The following is a 25,819-nucleotide window of genomic DNA, read 5'->3' on the forward strand; positions in this document are numbered from 1 at the left end:
TTCTATAGATCAGGATCGGAATGAACCTGGATACCGTTTTCCTTGCGGTACATGATGACAAGTAATCGCCAAAATTCATAACTGCCTGTATCGTTCATAATAAACGGTCGATAATAGTCTAGCGCTGGTTTTGCCCATGCAGGACAATCCATATTGGACAGTTGCTTCTGTTGCTGAATCCAGTCTCCCTGAGTCTCGAGCGTTTTCTGCATGGCTTCAAACATTCTCTTCTGCTCCGTAGTCATCGGCTGGGCCTCCTCTTCTTGGGACGCAGTTCCGTATTCAGACTGTAGGTATGCTCCCGGTTCTGTCACACCATCTTCACTGGCAGTATATCCGTAAGATGGCGCGCTGGTTTTCCGGATCTCATAATGTACATGCGGACCAGTACTCTGACCTGTGCTCCCCTGATTACCGATAAGCTGGCCTCGCTTCACCTGCTGTCCAACGCTTACAGCAATACGTGAAAGGTGCGCATAACAATGCAAATAACCTCGATGATCCTGAAGTGCTACTGTAAGCCCGTAACCGCCGAATCCGGAGCCTGTAACTCCCTCGGAAGCAAAACGTACCCTACCTTCCATAAAGGCATAGACGGGGCCATTCCAGGGCTCTGTCACGAGATCAATTCCGCGATGAAATGTCTGTCCACCATGAATGGGATGAATTCGATAGCCGAATGAACTTGTAATTCGATATCCCTCGAAAGGGTTAACGCTCATACACTCACATCCTTTTCTATCATTAAATGCTTAAATCTATGAAATGGCTTGTGCTATTAGTCTTATTTTATCCCACAAAAATACCGCTCAGAATATGATTGGAAAAACCCTGTGGTCTCTCCAACGTATATTCCAAGCGGCGCAAAACACTACTATAAATATAATAGCTATGTAATTGAAAAACGCCAAGCTCATCAGTACACTAAGAAATTCAAAAAAAGGTCGAAGGAATATCCCTCGACCTTTCTTCAATGATTTTGTGATTCCGTGAAACGGATCTGAAGCTTAATAGCAGCAACATCGTTCTGCTTCACGGCTTCGAAGAGCGCTGTATTGGATTAACCAATAGAGCCTTCCATTTCGAATTTGATCAATCTATTCATCTCAACAGCGTATTCCATTGGCAATTCCTTCGTGAATGGTTCAATGAAGCCCATGATGATCATCTGTGTAGCTTCTGCATCAGTCAGACCACGGCTCATCAGGTAGAAGAGCTGATCCTCAGACACTTTGGATACTGTAGCTTCATGCTCCAGCATGATGTTATCATTCATGATTTCATTGTAAGGAATTGTATCCGATGTGGACTCATTATCGAGAATGAGTGTATCACACTTGATATTGGATTTCGCGCCCTCCGCTTGACGTCCAAAGGAAGCCAAACCACGGTACGTTACTTTACCGCCATGTTTACTAATCGACTTGGATACAATCGTAGATGTTGTATCTGGAGCCAAGTGGATCATTTTCGCACCTGCATCCTGATGCTGGTTTTTACCAGCTACAGCGATGGAGAGTACAGAACCTTTAGCTCCACGGCCTTTCAGTACAACCGCCGGATATTTCATCGTCAGTTTGGAACCGATGTTACCATCGACCCATTCCATCGTTGCATTTTCTTCTGCAACCGCACGTTTTGTAACAAGGTTATAGATGTTTGGTGCCCAGTTTTGGATCGTTGTGTAACGAACACGGGCATTTTTCTTACAAATGATCTCAACGACCGCACTGTGCAGTGAATTCGTGCTGTAGATTGGAGCTGTACATCCCTCTACATAGTGAACGAAGCTGTCTTCGTCGGCAATGATGAGTGTACGCTCGAATTGTCCCATATTCTCGGAGTTGATCCGGAAGTAGGCTTGCAGAGGCACTTCACATTTAACGCCCTTAGGCACGTAGATGAAGCTTCCTCCAGACCATACCGCACTATTCAATGCAGCAAATTTGTTATCTGCTGGCGGAATAACCGTTGCAAAATATTCACGCAGGATTTCCGGATGCTCTCTGAGAGCCGTATCCGTATCCATGAAGATTACACCTTGGTCTTCCAATTCCTTTTGCATGTTGTGGTATACAACCTCGGACTCATACTGAGCCGATACACCTGCAAGGAACTTTTGCTCTGCTTCAGGAATACCCAATTTATCAAAGGTTTCCTTGATTTCGGAAGGAACTTCCTCCCATGTTTTACCTTGCTTCTCCGAAGCACGGACGTAGTATTGAATTTCATTGAAATCCAATCCGTCGAGATCTCCGCCCCATTTCGGCATTGGCATCTTTTCGAATTGTTTCAAGGATTTCAAACGGAATTCCAACATCCATTCCGGTTCGTTTTTAATCCGGGAAATCTCGGTAACCACTTCTGCAGTCAGACCTTTACCGGTTTGAAAGATGGATTTGTGCTCATCGCGAAAACCATATTTGTACTCTTCCATTTCTGGTGCTTTTTTAGCCATCTTGCTCTACCTCCCTATCGTTATTGTACTTTGTTCTCTTCGTCAATCCCTTTGCGTAATGCATTCCAGGCCAGAGTGGCACATTTGATGCGTGCAGGGAACTTGTTCACACCGGATAGGGCTTCGAGATCTTCATAATCGTCGAAATCGACTTCTTCACCTTTCATCAGTGAGGAAAAACGGTTAGCGATATCGAGTGCCTGTTCCATCGTTTTGCCTTTGACAGCCTCCGTCATCATTGATGCCGAGGACATGCTGATGGAGCAGCCTTCACCCGTATATTTGGCTTCCTGAACGATTCCGTCTTTCAGCAAAATTTGTAGTGAAATCCGGTCGCCGCACGTTGGATTGTTCAAATTCACCGTGACAGCGTCATTATCAAATGTTCCGCGGTTACGCGGGTTTTTATAGTGGTCCATTATAACACGCCGGTACAGATCATCAAGTTGCATCGCCAAAATACTCCTTTGTCTGGATTAAGGCGCTGACAAGCCGATCTACATCTTGTTCGTTATTGTATAGATAGAAACTGGCACGAGCTGTTGAGCTAACTTCAAGCCAGCGCATTAGCGGTTGACAGCAATGGTGTCCGGCACGAATGGCTACGCCACTCGCATCCAGCACAGTTGCCACATCATGTGGATGAACATCACCCAGGTTAAAGGTAACGACACCCACATGCCGCTTGGCTGGTCCATAGATCGTTAACCCATCGATTTCAGCCAGTCGTTCCGTTGCATAAGCTGCCAGCACACTTTCATGATGTGCAATCTCATCCATACCAATCTGCTCCAGAAAATCAATGGCAGCTCCCAACCCTACCGCACCTGCGATAATTGGGGTTCCGCCTTCGAACTTCCAGGGAAGCTCTTTCCAGTTGGATTCGTACAGACCCACATCATCGATCATTTCACCGCCGAACTCAATAGGTTCCATGGACTCCAGCAGCGCCTTTTTGCCGTAGAGTGCACCGATTCCAGTTGGTCCGCACATTTTATGACCGGATAATGCATAGAAATCACAGTCCAGATCCTGAACGTCCACCTTCATGTGAGGTGTGCTTTGTGCGCCATCAACAACAATGACAGCACCATTGCGGTGTGCAATTTCAGCAATTTGTTTCACAGGATGGATTAAGCCCATAACATTGGATACATAAGCGATTGCTACAATTTTAGTATTGTTCGTAATCGTCTTCTCGACATCAGCCATTTCAATGTGACCGTCAGGCTGAAGCGGGATGTATTTCAATGTTGCACCTGTCTCCTTGGCAACCTGCTGCCAAGGAATCAGATTACTATGGTGCTCCATTTGTGTAATAACAATTTCATCGCCTTCTTTGCAATTGGCACGGGCATAAGATGAAGCCACCAGGTTCAGGGCTGTCGTTGTGCCGCGGGTAAAGATAATCTCCTGCGTACGACGGGCATTGATAAACTTGGCTACCTTCTCACGAGCACCTTCGTAGGCGTCGGTCGCACGGCTTCCAAGGGTATGAACACCGCGATGCACGTTGGAGTTCTCATACTCATAATAATGTTTGACTGCTTCAATCACAGCATGAGGCTTCTGTGAAGTTGCAGCACTATCTAAATATACGAGCGGGTGTCCGTTAATTTCCTGGTGGAGGATCGGGAACTGCTCGCGAATGGACGGGTTCATTGTCCGAGTTTCCGTTCAATGAGAGACTGCAATTGGGTACGCAGTGCTTCCAAAGGAATATCCGCCACCACCGGAGCCAAGAAGCCATAAATGATCAGGCGTTCTGCATCCGTACGGTTAATTCCGCGCGACATCAAGTAATGAATCTGCTCGGCATTGACTTGACCAACAGAAGCCGCGTGACCTGCTGTTACATCATCCTCGTCAATAAGAAGGATCGGGTTAGCGTCTCCACGTGCTTTAGGGCTCAACATCAACACTTTCTCTGTCTGCTGTCCATCGGCTTTGGTCGCGCCTTTCTCAATCTTCGTGATTCCGTTGATGATCGCAGAAGCTTCTTCACGCATAACTGCACGTGTAATCATCTGACTTGGCGTATTCTTGCCGAAGTGACGAGCTTCTGTGGTGTAGTTGATTTTTTGCGAACCGGAACCCACAGCGATGACTTTGGAATCAGAACTTGATCCATTGCCTTTGAGCACGGTCATCGTGTTGCTCGCTGTATCACCGTTGTTCATTTCACCAACGATCCACTCGATTGAAGCATCATTCTCCAACACTGCACGACGGAATGAAACATCAGTCACATTCACACTCAGTTGATGAACCGAAGCGAAACGAACTTTAGCACCGGATTTTGCAAATACTTCCACAACACCATTATGGAAAACAGGTGCGGACAATTCGCCAGAAACATAGTTATCCACATAAGTTACAGAGCTGTTTGCTTCAGCAACCACGAGCACGTGAGGTGCAAACGTTGCAGATGCATCATCCGTAAGCAGGACTGCTTGCAGCGGCACTTCAATTTCGACATTCTTCGGAACATAGAGGAAAACCCCGCCATTCCAAAGTGCTGCATGCAATGCAGCGAGGGAATGCTCATCTGCTTTCACTGCTGTGTTCAAATACGTTTTTACCAGATCACCGTGTTCGCGAACCGCTGTAGCCAGATCCGTGAAGATAACTCCTTTTGCCGCCAAATCAGCAGACAACTTGGAGTACACTATACCGGAATTACGCTGGATAACCAGACTACCCTCAGCTTGATCTTTAACCAGATCTTTGATGGAAGCAGGTACTTCTTCTAAAGAAGAAATGGCCTCACTTGTTTTATATGTTCCGTACTCGCTGACATTCCAGCGTTCGATTTTTTGTTTTTCCAGTTTAGGAAGCGCAAGCCCGCTCGCAAGCTTAAGGGCTTCAAGCCGCTGTTCGGTCAACCAGCCGGGTTCATTATTGCTTTCCGACAAGGCGCGAAGCGCTTCAGATTCAACCGGAAGAATTGTTTGTGTAGTCATTGATTAATCCTCCTCCGTTTTGTCTTTACGCTTCTTGGCCTACAGTTTCGTCTGTAATTCCCAGCTCTGCCTTTACCCAGTCATACCCTTCCGCTTCCAGACGGTGAGCCAATTCAGGTCCGCCGGATTTCACGATACGACCTTGCATCATTACGTGAACATAGTCAGGCGTAATGTAGTTCAACAGACGTTGGTAGTGAGTGATGATCAGGAAGCCACGATCTTCGCTCTTCATAGCGTTCACACCGTCAGCCACGATTTTCAGAGCATCGATGTCCAGACCGGAGTCAATTTCATCAAGTACTACAATTTTCGGATCAAGCAGCATCATTTGCAGAATCTCGTTACGTTTTTTCTCACCACCGGAGAAACCTTCATTCAGGTAACGATGAGCGAACTCAGGGTTCATGTCGAGTTCTTTCATTTTACCTTCCATTTGACGAATGAACTTGATCAGGGAGATCTCGTTACCTTCGCCGCGACGTGCGTTAATCGCACTACGCAAGAAGTCGGAGTTCGTAACACCCGCAATTTCACTTGGATATTGCATAGCCAGGAATAGACCTGCGCGTGCGCGCTCATCTACAGCCATGTCCAATACATCTTCACCATCAAGTGTAATTGTACCGTCAGTTACTTCATATTTAGGGTGACCCATCAATGCAGAAGCCAGAGTTGATTTACCTGTTCCGTTCGGCCCCATGATTGCGTGGATTTCTCCACCTTTCATTTCCAGGTTAATGCCTTTCAGGATTTCCTTACCTTCGATGGTCGCTTTCAGACCTTCAATGACGAAATTCGTAGCCATGTGTATTGTTTCCCTCCATTGATTAATTTGATGTTTGCTGTCGAAAACGAAAAAGCGCCTATTATATCTGAACAGGGCTTCCCCTGAATTTCTCCTGTACTTGATTCTGTAAAGGAAGAACACTTTAGAATAATTCTAAACTGATTCTCAATGATAATCAAGTCATTTCCTAAGAGTCCCTGTTCCTTGCAGGAAACATTATTCTATCTGATTCTATAATAAATGCCTAATTGAATCAAATGAGAAAACATCTTCGGCACAGATAGACAGTGAGAAAAATCACGGTAAACAAACCTTTTATCTGATTCTTCTATGCTAATTAAAAAGGACTTATCCATATCATGGACAAGTCCTTCCGTTAATAACATTACATTTTGAGCATTTCGTTAATCTTCTGTACCTGTTCGTCAAAATCCGCAACGTCCACCACCGGCGTCATTTCGCGCGGCACCGGACCATTCGGAATGGAAATCCAGGAACGGCAACCATTATATTCAGGTAGTACTGGGATCTCCATCGGTTCCTTCAAAAGGTACACACGTAGAATCAATACATGGAGCGGATCCTTCCGTTTCCATTTCAAACGGTCTTCGGCAAAATCCGCTGTCCACATATGAAAGTCAAGAAGTCGATCCAGCATCTCCTGATCTCGTATCTCCAGGTCCTGCGTTACTTCGGCATATGCCGTAATGCGGATTGTCGAAGCTTCGGGCACCCATTCGGCCAATGATTCTTCAACATAGGATTGATCCGAGGACTTAATCAGTTCTTTACGCTGATGTTCATAAGTCGGATACAGGTAAAATGCCGGACTTTTCAACTCAAAATGTCGGGTTTCCTCCACAATACCACCTTTGCGCATCACCATAATCTGGCGACCCGTTTCCAGTGCTTTAATTGCAGATGCCCATTCTTTTAAAGCCGGAATCGTTGGTTCTAACATAAGCGGTCCCCTCCTATCGTTCTTGTCAGCAGTATAGACGCTCAAGGCATTTCTGACAACATGATCCGGATCAGAAAGCTTACATTAGAAACCTACTTGCATTAGACTTATATCGTGGATGTATTAACCAAGGAAAGAGCGAAGCATCCACATATGTTTCTCCAGATCCGCCTTGAAGCCAGTCAGCATATCGGATGTTGGTTGATCTTCAGCTGCATCTGCAACTTCGATACCTTCCTGATATTCGTTCGAAAGTGTAGCGAAGTCCTCAATCAGGTTTTGCACCATTGTCTTCGCGTCTTCACCGCCTGCTGCTTCCTGAATAGAGGAAAGCTCCAGGTACTCTTTCATTGTAGCTGTAGGGCTACCTTTCAGCGTAAGAATACGCTCAGCGATTTCATCCATTTGCACTGTAACTTCATTGTAGAATTCTTCGAATTTCACATGCAACGTGAAGAAGTTAGGTCCTTTAACGTACCAGTGATAGTTATGGATTTTGACATACAATACGTTCAGGTTAGCTACCTGACGATTAAGTACTTGTTCCACCGATTTCGCTTGATCTGTTTTGTTTTTTGTAGCCATATTAATCCCATCCTTTATTTAAAATTAGTCTGTCATGCTTGGTAAGCAGTTTGGCCTGCAATGCATAACAGAGAGTTAATAATACGTCACCGCATGGTAGCGGAGAGGCTTGTTAACGGCGTTTCTCTCAAACGTCCAGCCTATTTGTTTTTACCCTTGCACATGAAGTTCGAATCAGGATCGACTTAGCTTGTCTCAAAAAAAAGTTCAAAAAGCGCGCTATTTCCGATATACTGACATATACCAAGCAAAGAAGTGGGTTTTCCTGTTTCTTCATATATATGGAGGTGGCACCTTTGTCCCAATATCGCCCTTTTACCCCCCAGGATGCAATTGAACTGGCCAAAACATTACCGGGTCCGTTTGCGGCAGATGCGAATCTGGATTGTCACGAGATCGGCGACGGCAATCTGAATTTGGTATTCCACATCACGGATCAGAACTCCGATAAAAGTATCATTATCAAACAGGCGCTTCCTTATGCGAAAGTGGTTGGAGAATCATGGCCACTCTCTCTGGTACGTGCCCGCATTGAACGTGAAATTCTGCAGGAAGAGTATCGTCTGTGTCCAGGTATGGTACCCGAAGTGTATCATTACGATGATGATCTCGCGTTAACGGTTATGGAAGATCTAAGTGATCATGTGATCATGCGCAAAGGCTTGATTGAAGGTGTTACCTATCCTCTTTTTGCACAGCATATTGGGGAATTCATGGCAAGAACGTTGTTCTTCACATCCGACTTGGGCATGGATCAGCAATTGAAGAAGGAACAACAGGGTAGATTCATTAATCCGGACCAATGCAAAATAACGGAAGATCTGATCTTTGATGAACCCTATCGGATCGCCGAGAAAAATAATTATGATGTTTCCATTGAAGATGAAGCTGAAGCGCTTCGTTCCGATGGAGAGCTTCACCTTGAAGTGGCTTTGCTGCGGGAAAAATTCCTGACACATGGGCAGGCACTGCTTCATGGAGATCTGCATACAGGCAGTATTTTTGTCACACCGGAATCAACCAAGGTTATTGATCCCGAATTTGCGTATTATGGCCCCATGGGATTCGATGTCGGTGCAGTACTTGCCAACCTGCTATTAAACTACGCCTCCCTGCCAGGATGGATTCAAGAGGAGACGGCTCTGCGTAAGCGTGAAACGCTTTTGCTGAATATGGTTCGTGATGTATGGACTGAGTTCGAATCCCGTTTCCGTGGCCTCTGGGCTAACGACCTGGTAGATCCGATGGCAAAAACGCCAGGGTACCAGGATCTGTATGTACAGCAATTGTTCAGAGATTCAATCGGCTTCGCAGGTGCCAAAATGGTTCGCCGTATCGTGGGCCTCGCTCACGTGGCCGATATAGATACCATTTCGGATGCGACTGAACGTGAGCATGCTCAGCGTAAAGCATTGTCCATTGGTAAAGCATTGATCAAGAACAATCGTCGCTTGAATACCATCGGTGAAGTACTCGATATTGTATCTACAGCTGTCTCTACTACTAAGGTTTAATATAAGGAACGGAGGTACATCCATGACAACCCCTGAATATCAGCCTCTGTCCTCCCTGATCTGGAAAAAGGACAAGCTTGAAATGCTTGACCAGCGTCTGCTGCCCGAAACGATCCTCATGTTGAAATTGTACACACCTGAGGAAGTATGGGAATCTATTCACTCCATGAAAGTACGCGGTGCTCCGGCGATTGGTATCGCTGCTGCATTTGGTGTCGTATTGGGTGCCAAATCATACGATGGAATGACCATTCAAGGCTGGTTGGATCACGTAAAATCCATATGTGCTCATCTGGCTACTTCCCGTCCAACAGCGGTGAACCTGTTCTGGGCATTGGATCGCATGATGCAAAAAGCAAATGAGGTCGTTGAATCTGGTATGAGCTTGGAAGAGGGCATTGATGCTCTTGAAGTAGAAGCTCTGTTGATTCAGAAGGAAGACGAAGAAGTATGCCGCATGATCGGTGAGAATGCACTGCCTTTGTTCGAAGATGGTATGGGTGTACTCACCCACTGTAATGCAGGCGGACTGGCAACAGCGAAATACGGTACGGCAACCGCTCCAATGTATCTCGCACAGGAACGCGGTATTCACCTGAAAGTATTTGCAGACGAGACTCGTCCCGTACTTCAGGGTGCACGCCTGACCGCGTTTGAGTTACAGCAGGCCGGCATCGACGTTACGCTGCTCTGTGATAACATGGCAGGCATGGTGATGTCCAAAGGTTGGATTCAAGCCGTTATTGTCGGAACAGACCGTGTTGCTGCAAATGGTGATGTAGCCAACAAAATCGGAACCTACAGTGTGGCGGTGCTTGCCAAAGCTCACAACATTCCGTTCTATGTAGCGAGCCCATTGTCAACCATCGACTTGTCCACTCCATCCGGAGACCTGATTCCAATTGAGGAACGCGCTGCCGAGGAAGTGACCGAAGGATTTGGTAAGCGTACAGCACCACAAGGTATTAAAGTATTCAATCCAGCATTTGACGTAACGCCTAACGAATATGTAACAGCTATCATTACGGAGAAAGGCGTTGTTCGAGCACCTTTCAAGGAAAACCTGGCTGCCTTGTTCGCGAAGGAAGAAGCTTAACTTAATAAAGTATTTAAGAAGAGTTCATTATAGAGTTAGTGGCTACGACGTGCCAGACTCTATATTAAGTTGCTAAAGAAGGGCTTCCCATAAGGGGAGCCCTTTTGTTAGTCATTAGATCATTTTCAATAATGCCTCTACACCTGTCATACCAACCGTAATGCCCATGGCCTCGGCTTCTGTTGTCACCGACTCCATAGGTGCATGCAACAATTGCTCCAGTGTACGCACACCAACCGCCCGAGCTGCAATAATTTTGCGATCCCCGAGCTTCTCATTAAGTAATCCTACGTCGAGTGCTCCGCACATGATATATCCTTTGGATGTGTTAATGGTCAGCAACGTTGTTTTGGGTAGCTTAACTTCTACCCCTACCAATACATGCTCTCCAACTACAATGGGCTCCATCGTCACCATAATTTCCCGATCCACCTCCTCTTCCACAGGTCACGATATTTGTATGCCTCATTCTGAATTGTCGTGTGGACACCTGCCGTGTTTGAGAAAATGTAGGTACTTATAGTTCAAATACATTATTGGTTATTCTCCTCGCAGACTTAAATCGTAGTAATATGCTTTCATCGGAATATAAAAAGCCACCTCAGAAATGAGGCAGCTCTCATAATAGTCATCAATATTTTTGGGCGTCTATAAGTTCATCTCGGAGTTAACCATCTTTGATAACATTCCATCAGCTTCTCAAGTTTAGAAGATAGGATTTAATTTAAGTGGCCAAATAGCCTATCTATGCGGTTTATACCAAAGTGGAATGAAATAAAGTATCGTCCAAGGTGAGTCAAATTGGGCCTACCTTAAAACTTATGATCATCATCCTTTAATCGCCTTATCTCCGTTAACTCTTTTCTAATTTCCAGTACACGTCTATGAAGTACACTACGGTCTATTGATTCAGCTACCAATTTTTTGAACGGGACATCCAAATCACTTAATTGCTCCTGAGCTAGTTTCTTTTTATGTATTGGTTTAACTTGAACTTTTGTAGTTTCAGGCTTGACAGGTTTCAATCTTTTCTGCTTCATAATCTGTTCAAATACACTGTCCTCTTGACGCATGGTCTTCATTCCTTAATATGTGATGAACATATTGTATCATAACGAAAATGAGATACGATAGTTACTCCGCACATGATATTTCCTTTGAAGGTCCATCGTCACCATAATTGTATGCCTCATTTTCAATTGTCGTATGGACACCTGCAGAAAGACGTGAATATTGGGTTGTTATTGTAACATTTTCCCAGTTTATCAACTCATTTTCTGCGTCTCTAGCACTATGATTATCACCTTTTTAATGATATAGTGTATTGAAGCGTTTTTTTGAGCTGACATATCTTTTAACGGGGCTGGGATGAATGAAAGAAACCTTATCCAATCAAGAGGAAATCGGCTTTTTATTTAATGTCGATATACTTATTAAGAGCCGCTCAAATGCATTGGCACTGCAGTCCCTGTTGGAGTTCATAAACAAAGAGGAACAAATTGCGGACTTTCGGATTCAATCCGGCATAGAGCTTGGCAAAATTATTGAAGCGACACTCCAGTCCAAGAAGGACTCCTTCGTCACACTTCACAACGAACGTAAAAAATCACAAGCCATCGCTGCACAGAAGGCGTCAACTGCAACTCAGACACCTGCCTCACCTGCTCCAGCCAAAACACAGAATCAGCAAGAAAAACCAGTTAGTGAGAAAAAAACTGCCCCCCCAACATCCAATGTTACCGATGGAAATTCATTTGATGCGTGGATTGACACGCTCATTAAAGAGAATAAACTCACCCGTATTGTTGTCAATAACAAGAACGGTAAACATCAGAGTATTCCATGCCGCATTTTGAATTTTGATCGGGATACAAGTATTGTGAGTATCTACCATGTAGATGAAAAACAAGTGTACACGTTCCGGACCAATGAAATCGATGAATTTCTGTAACTATGAGATCCAAAACATTAAAAAAGCAACTTACGTGGGAATTTCACATACAATTCTCACGCAAGTTGCTTTTTTAATTGACGATTACGAATCAAGAAACAACTTATTTTTCATATAAACGGACTTCGAATTGGGGACTATTCTCTTCCTGAATTAGGTGCGATCCTTACCTCGCTGCCATACGTCCACTGCGAGTAACAGCCAACCAGCAATAAAGGCTACCCCACCAATTGGGGTGATGGCTCCCAAAATCTTGATACCTGAAATACTAAGCACATATAAGCTACCCGAGAACACGATAATTCCAATAAATAAAAGGCGAGCTGCCCACTTCAGTTTCGTAGATGCCCCAAGCTGACCAGCCGTCAAGCCGATAATGAGCAAAGCAAGTGCATGAATCATGTGATACTGCACACCAGTCTCATACGTAGCTATGGCAGCCGGTCCAATCGCATCCTTGAGCATGTGTGCACCAAACGCACCAATTGCCACAGATAACATGGTTAATATAGCTCCAAGCATCATCCATCTTCGTTGCATGTAAGTTCTCTCCCTTAATTCAACTTTCACTCCCTTTATTGTAGCGAATCCACTCCACCTTTACCAGTCGGCTCGGAGTTACGAAGAGTTATATGTCTGTTTATACTTACTAGTCCTATCCCTGCCCTATATATCATTGAAAACTGGCGTAAATCCTTGATTTTTATCGATAATTATGGAAAAGTAAACAGGTATGCGATCGTTCTATTTTAAGGAGAATCAATTCACACCGATTAGGTTAATCAATCAGTACAATGAGTAAGGGAGGGATATTACAATTATGGATAATCACAATTCCTACAATTCAGGCTCCAACAACACGGATCAGAATGCTAACCATGCAGATCAATACAATAACAATATCTATGAACCATACCCGCCGGATTATGAGAGGCAACCATTGGCTCCACTAAAACATTCTGGACCTGGAATCGCCAGCTTTGTCATTGGATTACTTGCGATCTTAGGTTATCTTCTGATATTCTTTATTGCCACCATGGCTGTAAACGAGTCGATCGGCGTTCTCACCCCGTTGCAGGCCGAAGAACTGGCCTTGCATCCAGCGGTCATTCTGGCTTCATTATCCATTCTGGTCTGCCTGATTCTCAATCTGGTCGGAAGCATCCTCGGAATCATTGGTCTTGTCCTTAAGAATCGAAAGAAAGTCTTTGCCATTATCGGGACCATATTAAATGGAATCATGATTCTGTTATTCGTTGGACTTATCTTGGTAGGCATGACGCTGATGTAACGGTTTGCATCAGCGTCATGTTTCCTTATAATTAAAATGAATGGGTTTACACATAAGTATAATCTATATTTTTCGCCAAAATTATTGTATTTCAAAGGAGATTGACATGTCACGAATCAAAATTTTTGCGGACAGCACAAGTGATCTGGCTCCAGAATGGGTCCAGCAGCACGATATCGGCATCATCCCCTTGTATGTGGTGTTCGGTGAAGAATCACTGAAAGACGGGGCTGAGATTAAGCCAGAGCAGCTATATGAGCGTGTCAGTCAAGATGGGCGTCTTCCCAAAACGGCTGCACCTTCACCCGCTGATTTCATGACGGCATTTCAACCTTACATAGACCAAGGGGATGAAATTTTATATATCAGCTTATCCTCTGAACTTTCTTCTACTTACCAAAATGCACGACTCGCGAGTTCCGAGTTCCCGGAAGGTCGCATTTCTGTCATCGACTCACAGAATCTGTCATCAGGGATTGCTCTTATGGTAATGAAGGCTGTCCATGCGGCCGAGAAAGGACAAACCCTGAATCAGATTACACACCTGATTGAGGCAATGAAACCGAATGTGCGCACGGAGTTTGTCATCGATACTCTGGAGTATCTGCACAAAGGGGGACGCTGCTCAGGTATGCAGAACCTGATTGGAAGTCTGTTGAAAATCCGCCCTGTCATCCGGGTTACGGATGGCAAGATGGCCCCTGCATATAAAGTTCGCGGTAAAAGGGAGAAAGCCCTTGAACAAATGCTGCAAAACACGCTTAGTGCAAAGGATCAGATTGATCCAGACCTGCTGATCGTTGTGCATACGATGGCTGAAGAGGATGCGCTCGACTTGCAGAGATCTTTGCAGGAGCAAACCGGTGCCCGGGTAGAACTGACCACTGCTGGTTGTGTTGTATGCAGTCATTGCGGTCCCAAAACCATCGGAATCATCTATAACACCGTTTTATAGAATTACACACAACATTATATAATATCCCAGAATCCTTCTCGTCTGGATTCTGTATCGGTATATTGGTCACATCTAACGATTGCGACCAATATACCGATACAACCTAAAAAGGGCATTCCGAGCTTCGTCGCTCAGGATGCCCTTTATATTAGCTAAACTTCGGAAAGACTTAAGTCTGGCTCATTGGTCATTATGATGATAATGGATCAATAACTTTTGGTCCTCAGATCATCCAAACTTTTGAATGCGTATCCTTGCTTACGCGCCTCATCAATGATGGAACCCAGGGCTTCAGTGTTGTCTTTGGATACCGAATGAAGCAAAATGACAGCGCCCGGATGGAGTTGTTTAAGCACCTGTTGATGAGCATATTGTGCACCACGCTGCACATTGGTATCCCAGTCTTTGTAGGCAACAGACCAGAACACGTTCACATACCCTTGGGCATGACTCTCTGCGAGCGTACGATTGTTAAAAATTCCGCGCGGCGGTCGCAAAAAGGTCGCTTGTTGACCCGTCAGCCGATTCACCTCCGACTTGACCTTCTCCAGTTCCTCTCTAAGCTTCTCATTGGAGATGCGGGTCATATCCGGATGGCTCCATGAATGATTACCCACGATATGACCTTCAGCCGCCATGCGTTTAACCAACTCAGGTTGATCCTTTAGGTAGTGACCTGTCACAAAGAAAGCCGCAGGTACCTTCTTGGCACGCAAAACATCCAGTATCGCAGGCGTGAGTCCATTCTCATACCCGTTATCAAACGTGAGATACAATTCCTTCTGTTTTGTATCCCCCAGGAAAATGGCATCGTTATGTTGTAAGATCGATTTAAAGCCTTCCTGATCAATCGAGGGCAGCTGACCGTTCTGGCTTTTCTTGAAGCCAAAGTGATAAGCTCCGGTAACCGGCGATGCTTCGACCTGTGCCGGAACCACACTGATGGATAATAGCCCCAACAGTATGTATAGAACCATTCGCTTCATTCTATCCGCTCCTGTTCCTGAAAAGATTTGGTTTGTCGTTTGCACACGAACACCTTCAGGTAATATGCCACAGGAACGGCTAATGTATGTAAATGCTCATTAGGGCGTATCTTGAAACTCGCTGAAGTGCATCTTTTACTGCCTTTTCGCCCCTTGCTGCGTCACTTTCCCTTGACGTGCCCCGGCACGCCTGCGGAAAACTTCCTTGCTTGGAACGAAAATTCAGTAAAATCTGCTTCCTTCGGAGTTTTCAGACACGCCCTAATCGAAACGTTTATTTTCATGTTGTGGCGGAGTTTGATGGAACAATTCCAGCAAGGTCTGAGGTTTTCCACTGGAAGCGAGCCATTCTCTCACAGTCTGTATGGCACGTGTCTGGCCATCTCCCCGATCACGCCATGTCAGCAGCTCTATCACTTTGATAATCAAGGCCGACATATTATGGTTATCCAGTTCAGACCGCTCCGCTCGCAGCTTATGATACAAAGCCTCCTGTTCCCAATCAAGTAGAATCTCATCACCGATGGTTGGCTTCATAAGCGTATACGCTCTGTCACAACCCCCACAACGAACAGTACTTACTTGTTCGTGTATGAATTCTGCTCTTATATTCTGCTGGCAATCCGGGCATTTGAACCCAACCTCTATATTTTTAATGTTTTCGCTCATGACATTGTTCCTCCTGCTATGTATGTACTACATCTATACCCGATATTTTGTCGATTCACGCTTATGTATGAAGAAAACCACAAGGTGCTATAATCTTGAAAATATGTTAAAATATAATACAGATCATACCTATAGGAAGAGGCGGGATACCATGTCGAAGGAAGAGCGTAATATAACCTGGCAATCATCCAGCATTGATAGACAAGACCGGGAGAAACATAACGGCCATCATAGTCGAGCCATATGGTTCACCGGCTTATCCGGTGCAGGCAAATCATCTCTTGCATTTGCTCTGGAGCAGTATCTCTATGACCAAGGTGTACGCTGTTATGTTCTGGACGGGGATAATGTACGTCATGGGCTGAACCGCGATCTTGGTTTTACAGCTGCGGATCGTCAAGAAAATCTGCGCCGAATTGGGGAAGTATCCAAGTTAATGGTGGATGCCGGGTTGTTTGTAATTTCGGCCTTTATCTCTCCTCATGAACAGGATCGGGAGATGGTTAGACAATTATTCGAACCGGATGATTTCATTGAAATCTATGTGCGCTGTTCGATTGAAGAATGTGAGCGACGTGATCCCAAAGGCCTTTACAAAAAAGCCCGCAATGGTGATATTCCGCATTTCACAGGCATTTCCGCCCCCTATGATGTACCGAAATCTCCTTCATTCATCATCGATACAGAGCAATGGTCCATTGAGGGAGCTGTGCAAGAGATCGTACAGCATTTGGAGCAGATCGGTGCTCTTCAGCTGCCGCTTCCTACGAAAACAGCCGTTGTTCATTAATCCTTGCTCAATATACGAACCACCTACATGAAAGGCGCGCCCATCGTGGCGCGCCTCTTTACATGTGTCGTGCCTGATTATTCAATAAATAAACGAATGAACAGAAGCAAATACATATGTCCCATACTCGGGTTTGAATTTTGGAATGGATTCTGCTATCCACCCTCTTACTGTCCCACAACACCCGCTTGCATGTTCAAAAGCTTGCTGAACGTCCCTACCGGATCAGTAGATAGCTGTTGATATCCGCCCTCTTGAATTACGCGACCTTCATCCAGCACAATCACACGATCTGCCGTTCGGATCGTAGACAAACGGTGTGCAATCACGATAATGGTCACATGTCCTTTCAATCGTTCCAGCGCCTCATGAATGTACTGTTCATTCTCACTGTCCAGCGCACTCGTTGCTTCATCTAGTACCAATACAGAAGGATTACGCAGCATAGCCCGGGCAAGCACCAATCGCTGACGTTCCCCGCCGGATAGCCGAATACCCCGATCACCTATGATCGTATCCAGACCCTGAGGTAACTTCCGTACAAAAGTTGCAGAGGATGAAAACTGCAAAGCCTGCCACATCTGTTCTTCACTTGCATTCGGATCAACCAGACGCAGATTCTCACGAATACTCGTATGAAACAGGAATGGATCTTGGGAGACATATCCGATGGAACTTCGCCAGCTCAGTAATCGTTCCTCTGACAGAGGTACACCGTCAATCAAAATGCGACCACTCTCAGGTCTGACAAGTCCCATAACCAGATCAATCAACGTGCTCTTGCCTGCTCCGGATTTGCCCACAATTGCGGTCATGCCCCTTGCCGGAATAGAAGCTTGCACATTCATCAATGAGTACATATCACTTCCCTCATAACGATAACAGACATCCTGACACGTGATGGATTCCTTCAGTTCCATAGGTTGAATCCCATCCATTCCAGCATCTCCTACTGAGGCAATCTCTTCGCTGATCTCACGACTTTTCGCCGTTTGCGCTTGCAGTTCTCTTACCACCCGAAATGCAGGCAGCATCGAGCTGATGTACTCCAGATTGGACTGAATTGCCGTAAACCTTGGCCATAAGCGGGAAAAGATAAGAATGATGAGCAGCAAACTTGCGGGAGGTACCGTCATTACACGGAGAGACAGGTAGATGAATGCCGCAATAATGACAGCCGCGGACACCCGATGAATGAGCTGTGTTCCACTGTTCAATTGGCTAAATTGAATGACGTTGCGTTCAATCTGTCTGCACATGCGCTCAAACCAGTTCATGTGTGAATGTTCGAGCATATTGCTCTTAATATCCTTGATTCCGTTGAAATGCTCCGTAATGCCATTATAGTAACTTTGGGAAAATTCAGAAGTCTGATCCCCGATCTGCTTGGCCCGCTTGACGAATTTTCGCAAGACAAAAAATAATAATAATCCACAGACCAGCACAAGTGCCGTCAACTTGGCGGATAACCAGAAAGCTAGACCGATCTGAATTCCCGTAAAGATCAGGGAGGCTGCCATTTGCAGCATAATGTTCGTTCCCTGGCTCACACGTGCAAGTTCAGTGGTTAATATATGGTTAAAATCGGATTTTCGTTTTTGGAGAAAAAATGACCATTGCGCCATAATAATGGCACCATAGGTTTCCATGCGCAGCGTTCGCACAAATTGCTGCTGGATTCGAGTATTACGGATCGTCTGGAGACGCTGCATCCAGGCCTGTCCGGAGACAATCAACACAAAGGTGAACAGTACGAGTAACAATTGGCTATTCTCAGAAAAACGATTCAACACTTCTCCAATCCAGGGAATGTTCAAGCCTGTGGAGCCCATCTCAAAAATGCCGATCAGACTCAGCATCGGAACAAGCATGTAGATGCCGATCCCTTCCATGAGACTGATACAGATCATCCCCAGCAGATTCCAATATAAAATGGGCCCCGTGACATGATGCAACTTTCGCATGAAGTACTTTAATTCGGAGATCATACTTTACCCCTTTCCGTCATCGTATACCTTTTAATGCGCCGCCAGAACCAGAGAAACGGACGTAACGGAAAGTACAGAAAAAACAATGAACGTGGAAGCGGCAATTGATCCACATCCCATGTACTTGGATACAAACGTTCAATAAAAAAGAACCATTTCTGTTTCGTACTTCGAAGTTTAAACAGATACGATTGATAATTTTTCATGTCAGCTGGACTTTCGAGCATGTCATTCATGAACCTTGCGCCCTCGCTGGCTAATCGCTTGCCTGTACGGTCACTCAAGGACATCAAAGACCTGTACGCTGCATCCAGCGGCGTGTTCAGAAGTTCCGAGGCCAGATAAAGAGCCTGTGAACCGATTGATAAACGTCCCTCCGCTTTTAGACGTCTTTCTACTTTCTTCACATCGAGTGGCATGCTGCGGATCATCTGGTCGATATCCAGTAACCAGCGCAGTCTGAACCAGCCGTGTCGTGCGCCATGGGTTACGAGATAAGCCCACAGGTCTTCTTGTTCGAGCATACGGACAGGTGTCTGTGTGTATGAACTGAACCGGCTGCGTTTCCACAGCAATTCAAAATCGGTTTCTTTCCCCGAATCCGGGTTGAGCCGCCAATGAATCTCGACTTGAGTCCGTTTGACCGGATGGGTGTAACAGATGTGGTGTTCACGCCACTTCCAGCTGCCAACCGTAGCTGTTCGATCTCCATCCTTGCACACGTAACCCAGAGTTGAAAGAATCCCTTCGGCCGCTTCCACATCAGCCAATGGAATCAGGATATCCAGATCTTTGGAGGTACGCATGGATACATCCCCATAGAGATCATGAGCCAGCGCTGGTCCCTTCAGGGTAATATTGCGGATACCACATTCTCGGAATGCTCCGCACACCTGCTCCATTTCTGCTGTCAGATGTAACATACGAAATGTATTCGCCGTGTATTGTTGTCTCAGACTCTCCAGAACATCTGCGGGAACAATCGACGAGTTCCATTCTTTCATTTTCAAGTAGAGAATAGAGTACAAGCGGTGATGATACACAAGCCGCAGAAAAAGCTGCCAATCCGTTCCCTGCAAACGCGCCTGGAATTCTTCAGGGGGTAGAGACGTCAGATCACCTCTAATCATGCTTAAAATCAGTTTAAGCTCCTTCGGAAACCCTGATGAATAGAGTTCAATTTCATGTGTCATAGACAATCTCCCCAGATCCCTTCTCCGGACAACGTTTGCCAAACACGCCGACAACCGTATATTGGTCCATAGTATCCGCTCCGGTCACGATCAATTTCCCACTTCGCAGCCAGGCATGAGCCATCATATGTCCTTGTTTATTCCGTGCAGTCCCCATATATAACGTGCTCCCTATCTTGCGGCGCTCAAGCATCTTCATCCCGGCGATCGCCATCACAAGGCAGCGGCTCTCCCATAGCGTATATTTGCTGGCGATCATAATCGCCTTGGAAATATTCCGTATAGCGATCACCTCGCTGCGATCCAGCCCGGTCATCGGTGTTTCTACCATAGGCGTCCCCAGCCCTGGTGCAATTTTGGCGAAAGGCATAGCCTTCTGTATGCGTGCCCAGCCAAGGAGGATATAGGCCTCCCATACCAGTCGACGTATCGCGCGCGGAAGCGAGAAATAAGCCTTTATTTTTCGCAGCATGTTCTATACTCCGCGAGTAACGTCGATTAATCCTTCACGGGAGAGGTGTTCAAGAAATTGCACCACCTGCTCACGACATACATCTGGCTCAATCTCATACTCCGCAGCCAGCACCTCAACCAGTTCACCCAGCGTCCGCTCCTCTGCGATCAGATCCCAGATTCGCCCACCGGTACTCCCGAGATTATAATATTTTCCAGTGTTAATGCTCATCATGACTTTCTCACCGCCCATATCACTAACCAGATTGCCTTCCTTCCGGGTTACCTTGTCTTCCACATTCATCGGCGTAGTCGCTGTCATTGTCCTGAATGCACTCCTTTGCGTATATGATCTGTGATTCGATCCACCATCTCAAAAGCTGTAAATTCAGCACCCGTTCTGGTCAATCTGCCAATTTCCACACTTGCCGAGAGTCTGGAGGCGGTCTCGAACAGCCACTGTGCCAGCCCCTGTCTTGCAACCAGTCCACCGCGGAACGTATGAGAGCACAATAGATGCAATCGTTCCAGCCCCGCCACTTCAACCAGTTGAACGGACGTATGGGCTTCTTCCGGTTGTGGAGCAAGTTCAAATACCCCCGCTAGTGGCACGGCCTTTCCATGAAAATAGTGTTGAACAGGTATCGCATACTTCGTAATCTCCGCGTGAACCGTTGCATAATCCTGCTCCTTCATGCCGAAACCATCCAGGCTGGGTTGCCATAACTTCTGTTGCGGGTAACCAGGTGATACGATAGCTCTTCCTCCGGCATCCCAGGTCAGTGCGACAACATCATCGGTGAGAAGCGGATATCCGCGTGATGCCAGTGCAGCCGACAACGTCGATTTACCTGCCCCCGAATGTCCGACAAATGCGTAAGCCCAGCCATCAATAACAACTGCACTACCATGCAATGGAAGGATGCCACGCTGCATCATAATGACCGCCATACAGGTGCCCAGAATGAATAATCTGACCTTCTTCTCATCCGCTCCTGGCTGAGGGGATACAACGATACGCTTTCCATTCTTCATTAGAAACAGGCCTGCATCTTCGATTTTGAAAAAAAGGCTGCCTTCCCGTGCCACAAAGTTGTCATTGCCAACATCCCAGCTCTCCCACAATGGGTTCAGATCTGAAGACTCAATGTGTACATCTACGGCATCAGCATTGTGCTCTGCACCCTCGGGTACGCACTGCAGTTCAGGCATCGGAATTTGGCTCGACCAGCGCAAGCCATACGCTACATAATGCACAGGCAACAATGAACGACGCCTCCTCGTAATAAAATGTAAAAAAAAGCCCTTATATTCATGTTGCTCAATATAAGGGCGGAGGCGAAGCTGGATTGGTTCCATTTCCGCCCTTTAAGTATGATGACACGTTTTAGAACTAAACAACTTAGGAAGTTGGATCGTACAGATCCGCATCGTGAACAGTGATCCAGTCAATTTGTCTGTAGCCAGTACCGGCCATTGTTTGATTGACTTCCAACACTTCAAGAGCTGGTGCTTGCCATTCCTTTTTTTCCATTTGCATCGTATTCACCTCCTTTCATGTGCCTTCATTCAGAATTTCCGAATGAACCGATAGACGATTAGACTATGCATCATCAATCGCAGATCTGGATGCGAAGCAAGTTCAGGTCTTGGACTGGGGAAATTGGCCAGGGCAGACTTGATACGCTCCGTGTTTAATATGCCAGCAACCTTGCTATCAGAACACAAGGCACGCAACTCGGCCGTAAAGGCATCCCAATTCGGAATGATGCGATGCAGCCAATCCGCCGGTTGTACACCCCGTACCCGTTGATTCAGTCTGACCTTGTCAGGCAACTCCGGTGAAGTTGCCCGGCGAATCAATGAACGATCCGTCCCGTGTTTCACATATTGTTCAATCGGAACGGACAGACAGAACCGGATGACTCTGGCATCACTTGTCGGATCACGTTCCCAAGCCCTATAACGGAGAGAACATTTCGTAGCTACAGCACCGTTTTTGTTCGCGATGGCCAGGTTATTGAATTTCTCGGCACGTACTTTGAGTGCATCAGCCTGGGCACCGCCCTGCAGAACAATAATGGATTTGAGTCGTTCCAGCACACCTGTTCTTTGAGCAAAATCAGGATGGATCAACTGCACGGATGCAGCCTGGCTGGCTCCTTTGGACTGAGCCTTGAAAAATTCGGGATATGCCTTTCGCCCTGTGATCTTGGCAATACGGGAGAAGGGCATCCCGGTCCGCTCACTATACTGCTGCATCTCACGGAACCAGCGGTACCAACGGCCACCTTTCAGTAAACTGGCGTAATAATCCAGAGCCGGCCCCCAGGAGATGGTGAAGTTACCGCGTGCTCCTGTGAGCAGAATACCTGCATCCTGCTGGCTCGCTTTTTCATAGAATCCGCGAATCCAGAACGAATTTTCAAAGTATTTATAGGGCATTTCCATAATGTCGAGCCAGGTGTCTACTTCACTGAGAGGACTTCTGCCTTCAAAATCCAGATAGTTCTCTGTGATATTCCCGACGTGGTTAATGGTCGAACGTATGAATGGTCTCTCGTCAGCAAGCAACGTTTTCGACGTGTAATCCGTAAAATCCGGCACGGGAACATAGCTATAAGCATGCAGCCGTTTGCCCTGACTTCTCAGTGTACCGGAAGCAAAACCAACCACGGCTCCCGAGTCCAGCCCGCCACTTAATGCAGCAGCCACCTGCCTGTGAGTTCGTAGTCGTGATCCGACCGCCTGCCCAAAGACCTCTCGAAACGCTTCTACATACTCACCATCGGATTTAAGCCTTAGAGGCTCCACTTCATCCCAGCGATGATACTGCTTCAGTTCCAGCCTCCCGTCCCGGAAGATAAGTGTATGTGCAGAAGGTAGCTGACTTATTCCCTGATATACGGTCGAGTTGATATCTGCTGAATCGTGCATGTCAGGAATGGCAAGGAACTCAGACAACCAGGTCTCATCAAGTTCTTTATGTACCCCTTCAAGCCCAAGCAACGGATTCATGAGTGTGCAGAAAGCAAAACGTGAACCATCATGTCGATAATAAAAAGCTCTCATGCCTGTAATGTCTCTCGCTGCATACAATTTGCGATTACGATCATCCCAGATGGCAAATACAAAATCCCCTAGCAATCGGACAGCCACATCGTCTCCCCAGCGTTGATAGGCACGCAGGATCAGTTCACTATCCGCCAACATCGCCAGTTCAGCCCTGGATATCTGTAATTGATCCGCCAGTTGTTCCCGATTATCCAGAATGGCATCTGCCGTGATGGTCAGACCACTCTCTTCATCATATAAAGGCAACTTCTCGCTAACCGATTCCGGTGTAATCCATTGGGCATGACAGCTAAGGAACGCCTCATTGCCTTTCCATACCCCTGTCGTATCTGCAGGGACATGCCCCAGGCTTGCGTACAAGCGCCAGCTATCTTCCCATAGCGCCTGCTGACCATCGTTGTGAACAATTCCTGCTATGGCGCTCATGACTTACCTCCCCGAAGTATCTTGCGCTGTGAAGCCCAGGCGCTGATCTGATGACCGAATGGTACCCATGATTTGATGCGTTGTATTTTACCTTGAGCAGAAGCCAGCTGGACTTTCAAGCGTTCTCGTTCACTGTATCCCCGTTCCAGACGATGATCTGCCGCCCGTAGTGCGGCCTGCAGCTGCCTGATCGTTGCCAGTGCAGCCAGTGTGGGATCTATCTTTTCCGGGTCTTCGAGAACTGAATCATTCCGATTTTCATGGGAATCATGGACGAGAGAATCAGCTGGCTGCATCCGATAGTGCTGCTGCCAGTCGCAACCGGTCGCTGTCGTCAACTGATGCGTGATTCGCTCAATGACCTCTTGATCCGGTTTTGCTTCATAACGAACACCCGTCCATTGTTCAGCTTCTGCCAACTGGTCGCTGTACCCCATCCGATGGAACAGATCCGCTCCCATCACACGGCAATACAGCTCAACTTCTTGGGGTTCCAATATGTTTTTCCAGTTGTTAACAGAACCTTGATGAGCCTCTTGATGTGAAGAGAGGAATGGATCACCCACGCCCATACTGTAGAACATGTCAGACTTTGCACTGTCCAAAAACTGTCCATACTGCTCCATACCCTGTTCATATCGAATTCCCAAGAATGAGCATAATTTCTCAAGTTCTTCTTGAGGTCTGGCGACCAATTGTTCATATTGCAGTTCATATGCGTTCACATGTGGTTCGGCAAAATAATCATTCAAGCGGAGCATACCCAGTGTGAGATCTACAGATTTCATATTTAATTTGGAGCTCTGCAAACTATGAGTCAGGTCGAATCCTTCACCTGTATGGCGGTTTACCTTTTTGAATGATGCTGCTATGGCTAGAGGATTACGCTGCAGATGAATGCGCTTGGACTGTGGGAACAGACGATCCAGCCACTCAAGCATGTAATAATAACGCGGAGATTTATCAACGATGAAGTCAGCTCCGCTCCCTTCCAGGAATCCATTGTAGATCTCAAGAGCAAAACTTCTACACGCCTTTTCGAAGACATCCTCGGATACCATGGCATTGTAGAACTGACGCATGATGGAGCTGCCACCATAAGCGCGTGAATCGGTTTTTGGCAGATCGACAAGACTCATCAGAAACCACATTTCCTGGGTGGCGAATATACGACTGTGATTTTGCAGCATGACTGTGGATAATGAACTACCACTGCGGGGAACACATAGTAAGAAAACAAGTCCGTTACCTTGAGCGTCGATCAATGGCAGCCTCTCCTCTGTTCAATAAAATAAGCATGCAGCCGGGATAGACCAGACTCTACTTTTGTGTTTGGCAAAACGAATACTACGCAAACTATTAGATCAGTATTTTGCAACATTCCGTCGGAACCTTACCCGAGAGTGATGCAAATACATGTATTCTTTCGACAACTCTCAGATACAATATGTATTTATAGTTTTACTCTATGATACAAAATGTATCATGTCAATCTTTTATTTTCACCTTTTCATAAATTCTTACTCTTTCACTGTATTCTGCTGTCTGTCGTTTAAGCACTTATTCCTGATCAGTTATGTTTGATTGCACAAACGCGAATAAACTCCAGACATGTTCTGTGAGGAACAATGCCTGAAGCCATGCGTAATCTGTTGAGAAACTTACTATGAAAACC

The 25,819-nt window shown here is 46.1% G+C and carries 27 protein-coding genes; 6 read left to right on the forward strand and 21 right to left on the reverse strand.

The window, feature by feature from the left end; translation table 11 throughout:
- Positions 1-2: 2 nt before the first annotated feature.
- The 8 genes from FS628_RS05020 to FS628_RS05055 all read right to left on the reverse strand — a co-directional run bounded on the left by FS628_RS05020 (position 3) and on the right by FS628_RS05055 (position 7,757).
- Positions 3-722 carry a M23 family metallopeptidase gene (locus FS628_RS05020; RefSeq protein WP_145319629.1) on the reverse strand — a complete coding sequence of 240 codons (720 nt, stop codon included), beginning with the start codon at positions 720-722 and terminating at the stop codon, positions 3-5.
- Between the two features lie 338 nt (positions 723-1,060).
- The gene (gene sufB, locus FS628_RS05025) at positions 1,061-2,458 is read right to left on the reverse strand and encodes a Fe-S cluster assembly protein SufB (RefSeq protein WP_053780522.1); all 1,398 of its coding nucleotides are present in this window, start codon (positions 2,456-2,458) and stop codon (positions 1,061-1,063) included.
- A 20-nt stretch (positions 2,459-2,478) separates the two neighbouring features.
- Positions 2,479-2,910, reverse strand: coding sequence for a Fe-S cluster assembly sulfur transfer protein SufU (sufU, locus tag FS628_RS05030; protein ID WP_017689537.1), 432 nt, complete (start codon positions 2,908-2,910; stop codon positions 2,479-2,481).
- Positions 2,900-4,120 carry a cysteine desulfurase gene (locus FS628_RS05035; protein WP_145319632.1) on the reverse strand — a complete coding sequence of 407 codons (1,221 nt, stop codon included), beginning with the start codon at positions 4,118-4,120 and terminating at the stop codon, positions 2,900-2,902. The genes sufU and FS628_RS05035 overlap by 11 nt, the downstream gene beginning before the upstream one ends.
- Positions 4,117-5,421 (reverse strand): Fe-S cluster assembly protein SufD, encoded by a 1,305-nt coding sequence (gene sufD, locus FS628_RS05040; RefSeq protein ID WP_145319634.1) that lies wholly within the window; start codon positions 5,419-5,421, stop codon positions 4,117-4,119. The genes FS628_RS05035 and sufD overlap by 4 nt, the downstream gene beginning before the upstream one ends.
- Positions 5,422-5,446: 25 nt before the next feature.
- The gene (gene sufC, locus FS628_RS05045) at positions 5,447-6,229 is read right to left on the reverse strand and encodes a Fe-S cluster assembly ATPase SufC (protein ID WP_017689540.1); all 783 of its coding nucleotides are present in this window, start codon (positions 6,227-6,229) and stop codon (positions 5,447-5,449) included.
- A 367-nt stretch (positions 6,230-6,596) separates the two neighbouring features.
- The gene (locus FS628_RS05050) at positions 6,597-7,172 is read right to left on the reverse strand and encodes a DUF1802 family protein (RefSeq protein WP_145319637.1); all 576 of its coding nucleotides are present in this window, start codon (positions 7,170-7,172) and stop codon (positions 6,597-6,599) included.
- A 123-nt stretch (positions 7,173-7,295) separates the two neighbouring features.
- The gene (locus FS628_RS05055) at positions 7,296-7,757 is read right to left on the reverse strand and encodes a Dps family protein (protein WP_145319641.1); all 462 of its coding nucleotides are present in this window, start codon (positions 7,755-7,757) and stop codon (positions 7,296-7,298) included.
- A 296-nt stretch (positions 7,758-8,053) separates the two neighbouring features.
- On the opposite strand from FS628_RS05055, the gene mtnK reads away from it, so the two are divergent.
- Both mtnK and mtnA read left to right on the forward strand, forming a co-directional pair.
- Positions 8,054-9,271 (forward strand): S-methyl-5-thioribose kinase, encoded by a 1,218-nt coding sequence (gene mtnK / locus FS628_RS05060; RefSeq protein WP_186327715.1) that lies wholly within the window; start codon positions 8,054-8,056, stop codon positions 9,269-9,271.
- Between the two features lie 22 nt (positions 9,272-9,293).
- Entirely contained in the window at positions 9,294-10,367 is a 1,074-nt protein-coding gene (gene mtnA, locus FS628_RS05065; protein ID WP_145319649.1) for an S-methyl-5-thioribose-1-phosphate isomerase, read from the forward strand.
- Between the two features lie 114 nt (positions 10,368-10,481).
- Here mtnA and FS628_RS05070 read toward each other — a convergent pair whose 3' ends face one another.
- Positions 10,482-10,784, reverse strand: a complete 303-nt coding sequence (locus FS628_RS05070; protein ID WP_017689545.1) for a YunC family protein — start codon at positions 10,782-10,784, stop codon at positions 10,482-10,484.
- A gap of 395 nt (positions 10,785-11,179) precedes the next feature.
- Complete coding sequence (locus FS628_RS05075; RefSeq protein WP_145319652.1) at positions 11,180-11,440, reverse strand: hypothetical protein; 261 nt, start codon at positions 11,438-11,440, stop codon at positions 11,180-11,182.
- Positions 11,441-11,739: 299 nt separating this feature from the next.
- Here FS628_RS05075 and FS628_RS05080 point away from each other — a divergent pair, with 299 nt between their 5' ends.
- Positions 11,740-12,318 carry a hypothetical protein gene (locus FS628_RS05080; protein ID WP_145319655.1) on the forward strand — a complete coding sequence of 193 codons (579 nt, stop codon included), beginning with the start codon at positions 11,740-11,742 and terminating at the stop codon, positions 12,316-12,318.
- Between the two features lie 153 nt (positions 12,319-12,471).
- Here the strand turns inward: FS628_RS05080 and FS628_RS05085 are convergent, their stop codons facing one another.
- Positions 12,472-12,858: a DUF423 domain-containing protein gene (locus FS628_RS05085; RefSeq protein ID WP_145319660.1), complete on the reverse strand. Its 387-nt coding sequence runs from the start codon at positions 12,856-12,858 to the stop codon at positions 12,472-12,474.
- 280 nt (positions 12,859-13,138) lie between these two features.
- On the opposite strand from FS628_RS05085, the gene FS628_RS05090 reads away from it, so the two are divergent.
- Together FS628_RS05090 and FS628_RS05095 are read left to right on the forward strand one after the other, a co-directional pair.
- Positions 13,139-13,609, forward strand: a complete 471-nt coding sequence (locus FS628_RS05090) for a hypothetical protein (RefSeq protein WP_145319663.1) — start codon at positions 13,139-13,141, stop codon at positions 13,607-13,609.
- Between the two features lie 106 nt (positions 13,610-13,715).
- Positions 13,716-14,564 carry a DegV family protein gene (locus FS628_RS05095; RefSeq protein WP_145319666.1) on the forward strand — a complete coding sequence of 283 codons (849 nt, stop codon included), beginning with the start codon at positions 13,716-13,718 and terminating at the stop codon, positions 14,562-14,564.
- A 206-nt stretch (positions 14,565-14,770) separates the two neighbouring features.
- Here FS628_RS05095 and pdaA read toward each other — a convergent pair whose 3' ends face one another.
- Together pdaA and FS628_RS05105 are read right to left on the reverse strand one after the other, a co-directional pair.
- A complete protein-coding gene (gene pdaA / locus FS628_RS05100) occupies positions 14,771-15,550 on the reverse strand; it encodes a delta-lactam-biosynthetic de-N-acetylase (RefSeq protein WP_145319668.1) in 780 nt (259 codons plus the stop codon).
- 261 nt (positions 15,551-15,811) lie between these two features.
- A complete protein-coding gene (locus FS628_RS05105) occupies positions 15,812-16,219 on the reverse strand; it encodes a hypothetical protein (protein WP_145319671.1) in 408 nt (135 codons plus the stop codon).
- Positions 16,220-16,370: 151 nt separating this feature from the next.
- Here FS628_RS05105 and cysC point away from each other — a divergent pair, with 151 nt between their 5' ends.
- Positions 16,371-17,009, forward strand: a complete 639-nt coding sequence (cysC, locus tag FS628_RS05110; RefSeq protein WP_145319674.1) for an adenylyl-sulfate kinase — start codon at positions 16,371-16,373, stop codon at positions 17,007-17,009.
- Positions 17,010-17,176: 167 nt separating this feature from the next.
- Here the strand turns inward: cysC and FS628_RS05115 are convergent, their stop codons facing one another.
- From FS628_RS05115 to FS628_RS05150, 8 genes are all read right to left on the reverse strand, one after another.
- Positions 17,177-18,994, reverse strand: a complete 1,818-nt coding sequence (locus tag FS628_RS05115) for an ABC transporter ATP-binding protein (protein WP_186327768.1) — start codon at positions 18,992-18,994, stop codon at positions 17,177-17,179.
- Positions 18,994-20,190 carry a nucleotidyltransferase domain-containing protein gene (locus tag FS628_RS05120; protein ID WP_145319680.1) on the reverse strand — a complete coding sequence of 399 codons (1,197 nt, stop codon included), beginning with the start codon at positions 20,188-20,190 and terminating at the stop codon, positions 18,994-18,996. The genes FS628_RS05115 and FS628_RS05120 overlap by 1 nt, the downstream gene beginning before the upstream one ends.
- Complete coding sequence (locus FS628_RS05125) at positions 20,180-20,662, reverse strand: lasso peptide biosynthesis B2 protein (RefSeq protein ID WP_145319683.1); 483 nt, start codon at positions 20,660-20,662, stop codon at positions 20,180-20,182. The genes FS628_RS05120 and FS628_RS05125 overlap by 11 nt, the downstream gene beginning before the upstream one ends.
- 3 nt (positions 20,663-20,665) lie before the next feature.
- A complete protein-coding gene (locus FS628_RS05130; RefSeq protein WP_145319686.1) occupies positions 20,666-20,965 on the reverse strand; it encodes a lasso peptide biosynthesis PqqD family chaperone in 300 nt (99 codons plus the stop codon).
- Entirely contained in the window at positions 20,962-21,909 is a 948-nt protein-coding gene (locus FS628_RS05135; RefSeq protein ID WP_145319690.1) for an aldolase, read from the reverse strand. Before FS628_RS05135 ends, FS628_RS05130 begins: the two co-directional genes overlap by 4 nt.
- A 136-nt stretch (positions 21,910-22,045) precedes the next feature.
- The gene (locus tag FS628_RS05140; protein WP_174806426.1) at positions 22,046-22,183 is read right to left on the reverse strand and encodes a paeninodin family lasso peptide; all 138 of its coding nucleotides are present in this window, start codon (positions 22,181-22,183) and stop codon (positions 22,046-22,048) included.
- Positions 22,184-22,212: 29 nt separating this feature from the next.
- Positions 22,213-24,144, reverse strand: a complete 1,932-nt coding sequence (locus FS628_RS05145) for an asparagine synthase-related protein (RefSeq protein ID WP_145319693.1) — start codon at positions 24,142-24,144, stop codon at positions 22,213-22,215.
- The gene (locus tag FS628_RS05150) at positions 24,141-25,409 is read right to left on the reverse strand and encodes a sulfotransferase family protein (protein WP_145319696.1); all 1,269 of its coding nucleotides are present in this window, start codon (positions 25,407-25,409) and stop codon (positions 24,141-24,143) included. The genes FS628_RS05145 and FS628_RS05150 overlap by 4 nt, the downstream gene beginning before the upstream one ends.
- Positions 25,410-25,819 lie beyond the last annotated feature (410 nt).

The organism is Paenibacillus xylanexedens, assembly GCF_007676705.1.
GTDB lineage: Bacteria > Bacillota > Bacilli > Paenibacillales > Paenibacillaceae > Paenibacillus > Paenibacillus xylanexedens_C.

Bases quoted from the DNA above. Each gene is read 5' to 3' on its own strand.
- FS628_RS05020 (WP_145319629.1), bottom strand. From the start codon at position 722: ATGAGCGTTAACCCTTTCGAGGGATATCGAATTACAAGTTCATTCGGC.
- sufB (WP_053780522.1), bottom strand. From the start codon at position 2,458: ATGGCTAAAAAAGCACCAGAAATGGAAGAGTACAAATATGGTTTTCGC.
- sufU (WP_017689537.1), bottom strand. From the start codon at position 2,910: ATGCAACTTGATGATCTGTACCGGCGTGTTATAATGGACCACTATAAA.
- FS628_RS05035 (WP_145319632.1), bottom strand. From the start codon at position 4,120: ATGAACCCGTCCATTCGCGAGCAGTTCCCGATCCTCCACCAGGAAATT.
- sufD (WP_145319634.1), bottom strand. From the start codon at position 5,421: ATGACTACACAAACAATTCTTCCGGTTGAATCTGAAGCGCTTCGCGCC.
- sufC (WP_017689540.1), bottom strand. From the start codon at position 6,229: ATGGCTACGAATTTCGTCATTGAAGGTCTGAAAGCGACCATCGAAGGT.
- FS628_RS05050 (WP_145319637.1), bottom strand. From the start codon at position 7,172: ATGTTAGAACCAACGATTCCGGCTTTAAAAGAATGGGCATCTGCAATT.
- FS628_RS05055 (WP_145319641.1), bottom strand. From the start codon at position 7,757: ATGGCTACAAAAAACAAAACAGATCAAGCGAAATCGGTGGAACAAGTA.
- mtnA (WP_145319649.1), top strand. From the start codon at position 9,294: ATGACAACCCCTGAATATCAGCCTCTGTCCTCCCTGATCTGGAAAAAG.
- FS628_RS05070 (WP_017689545.1), bottom strand. From the start codon at position 10,784: ATGGTGACGATGGAGCCCATTGTAGTTGGAGAGCATGTATTGGTAGGG.
- FS628_RS05075 (WP_145319652.1), bottom strand. From the start codon at position 11,440: ATGCGTCAAGAGGACAGTGTATTTGAACAGATTATGAAGCAGAAAAGA.
- FS628_RS05080 (WP_145319655.1), top strand. From the start codon at position 11,740: ATGAAAGAAACCTTATCCAATCAAGAGGAAATCGGCTTTTTATTTAAT.
- FS628_RS05085 (WP_145319660.1), bottom strand. From the start codon at position 12,858: ATGCAACGAAGATGGATGATGCTTGGAGCTATATTAACCATGTTATCT.
- FS628_RS05090 (WP_145319663.1), top strand. From the start codon at position 13,139: ATGGATAATCACAATTCCTACAATTCAGGCTCCAACAACACGGATCAG.
- FS628_RS05095 (WP_145319666.1), top strand. From the start codon at position 13,716: ATGTCACGAATCAAAATTTTTGCGGACAGCACAAGTGATCTGGCTCCA.
- pdaA (WP_145319668.1), bottom strand. From the start codon at position 15,550: ATGAAGCGAATGGTTCTATACATACTGTTGGGGCTATTATCCATCAGT.
- FS628_RS05105 (WP_145319671.1), bottom strand. From the start codon at position 16,219: ATGAGCGAAAACATTAAAAATATAGAGGTTGGGTTCAAATGCCCGGAT.
- cysC (WP_145319674.1), top strand. From the start codon at position 16,371: ATGTCGAAGGAAGAGCGTAATATAACCTGGCAATCATCCAGCATTGAT.
- FS628_RS05120 (WP_145319680.1), bottom strand. From the start codon at position 20,190: ATGACACATGAAATTGAACTCTATTCATCAGGGTTTCCGAAGGAGCTT.
- FS628_RS05125 (WP_145319683.1), bottom strand. From the start codon at position 20,662: ATGCTGCGAAAAATAAAGGCTTATTTCTCGCTTCCGCGCGCGATACGT.
- FS628_RS05130 (WP_145319686.1), bottom strand. From the start codon at position 20,965: ATGACAGCGACTACGCCGATGAATGTGGAAGACAAGGTAACCCGGAAG.
- FS628_RS05140 (WP_174806426.1), bottom strand. From the start codon at position 22,183: ATGCAAATGGAAAAAAAGGAATGGCAAGCACCAGCTCTTGAAGTGTTG.
- FS628_RS05145 (WP_145319693.1), bottom strand. From the start codon at position 24,144: ATGAGCGCCATAGCAGGAATTGTTCACAACGATGGTCAGCAGGCGCTA.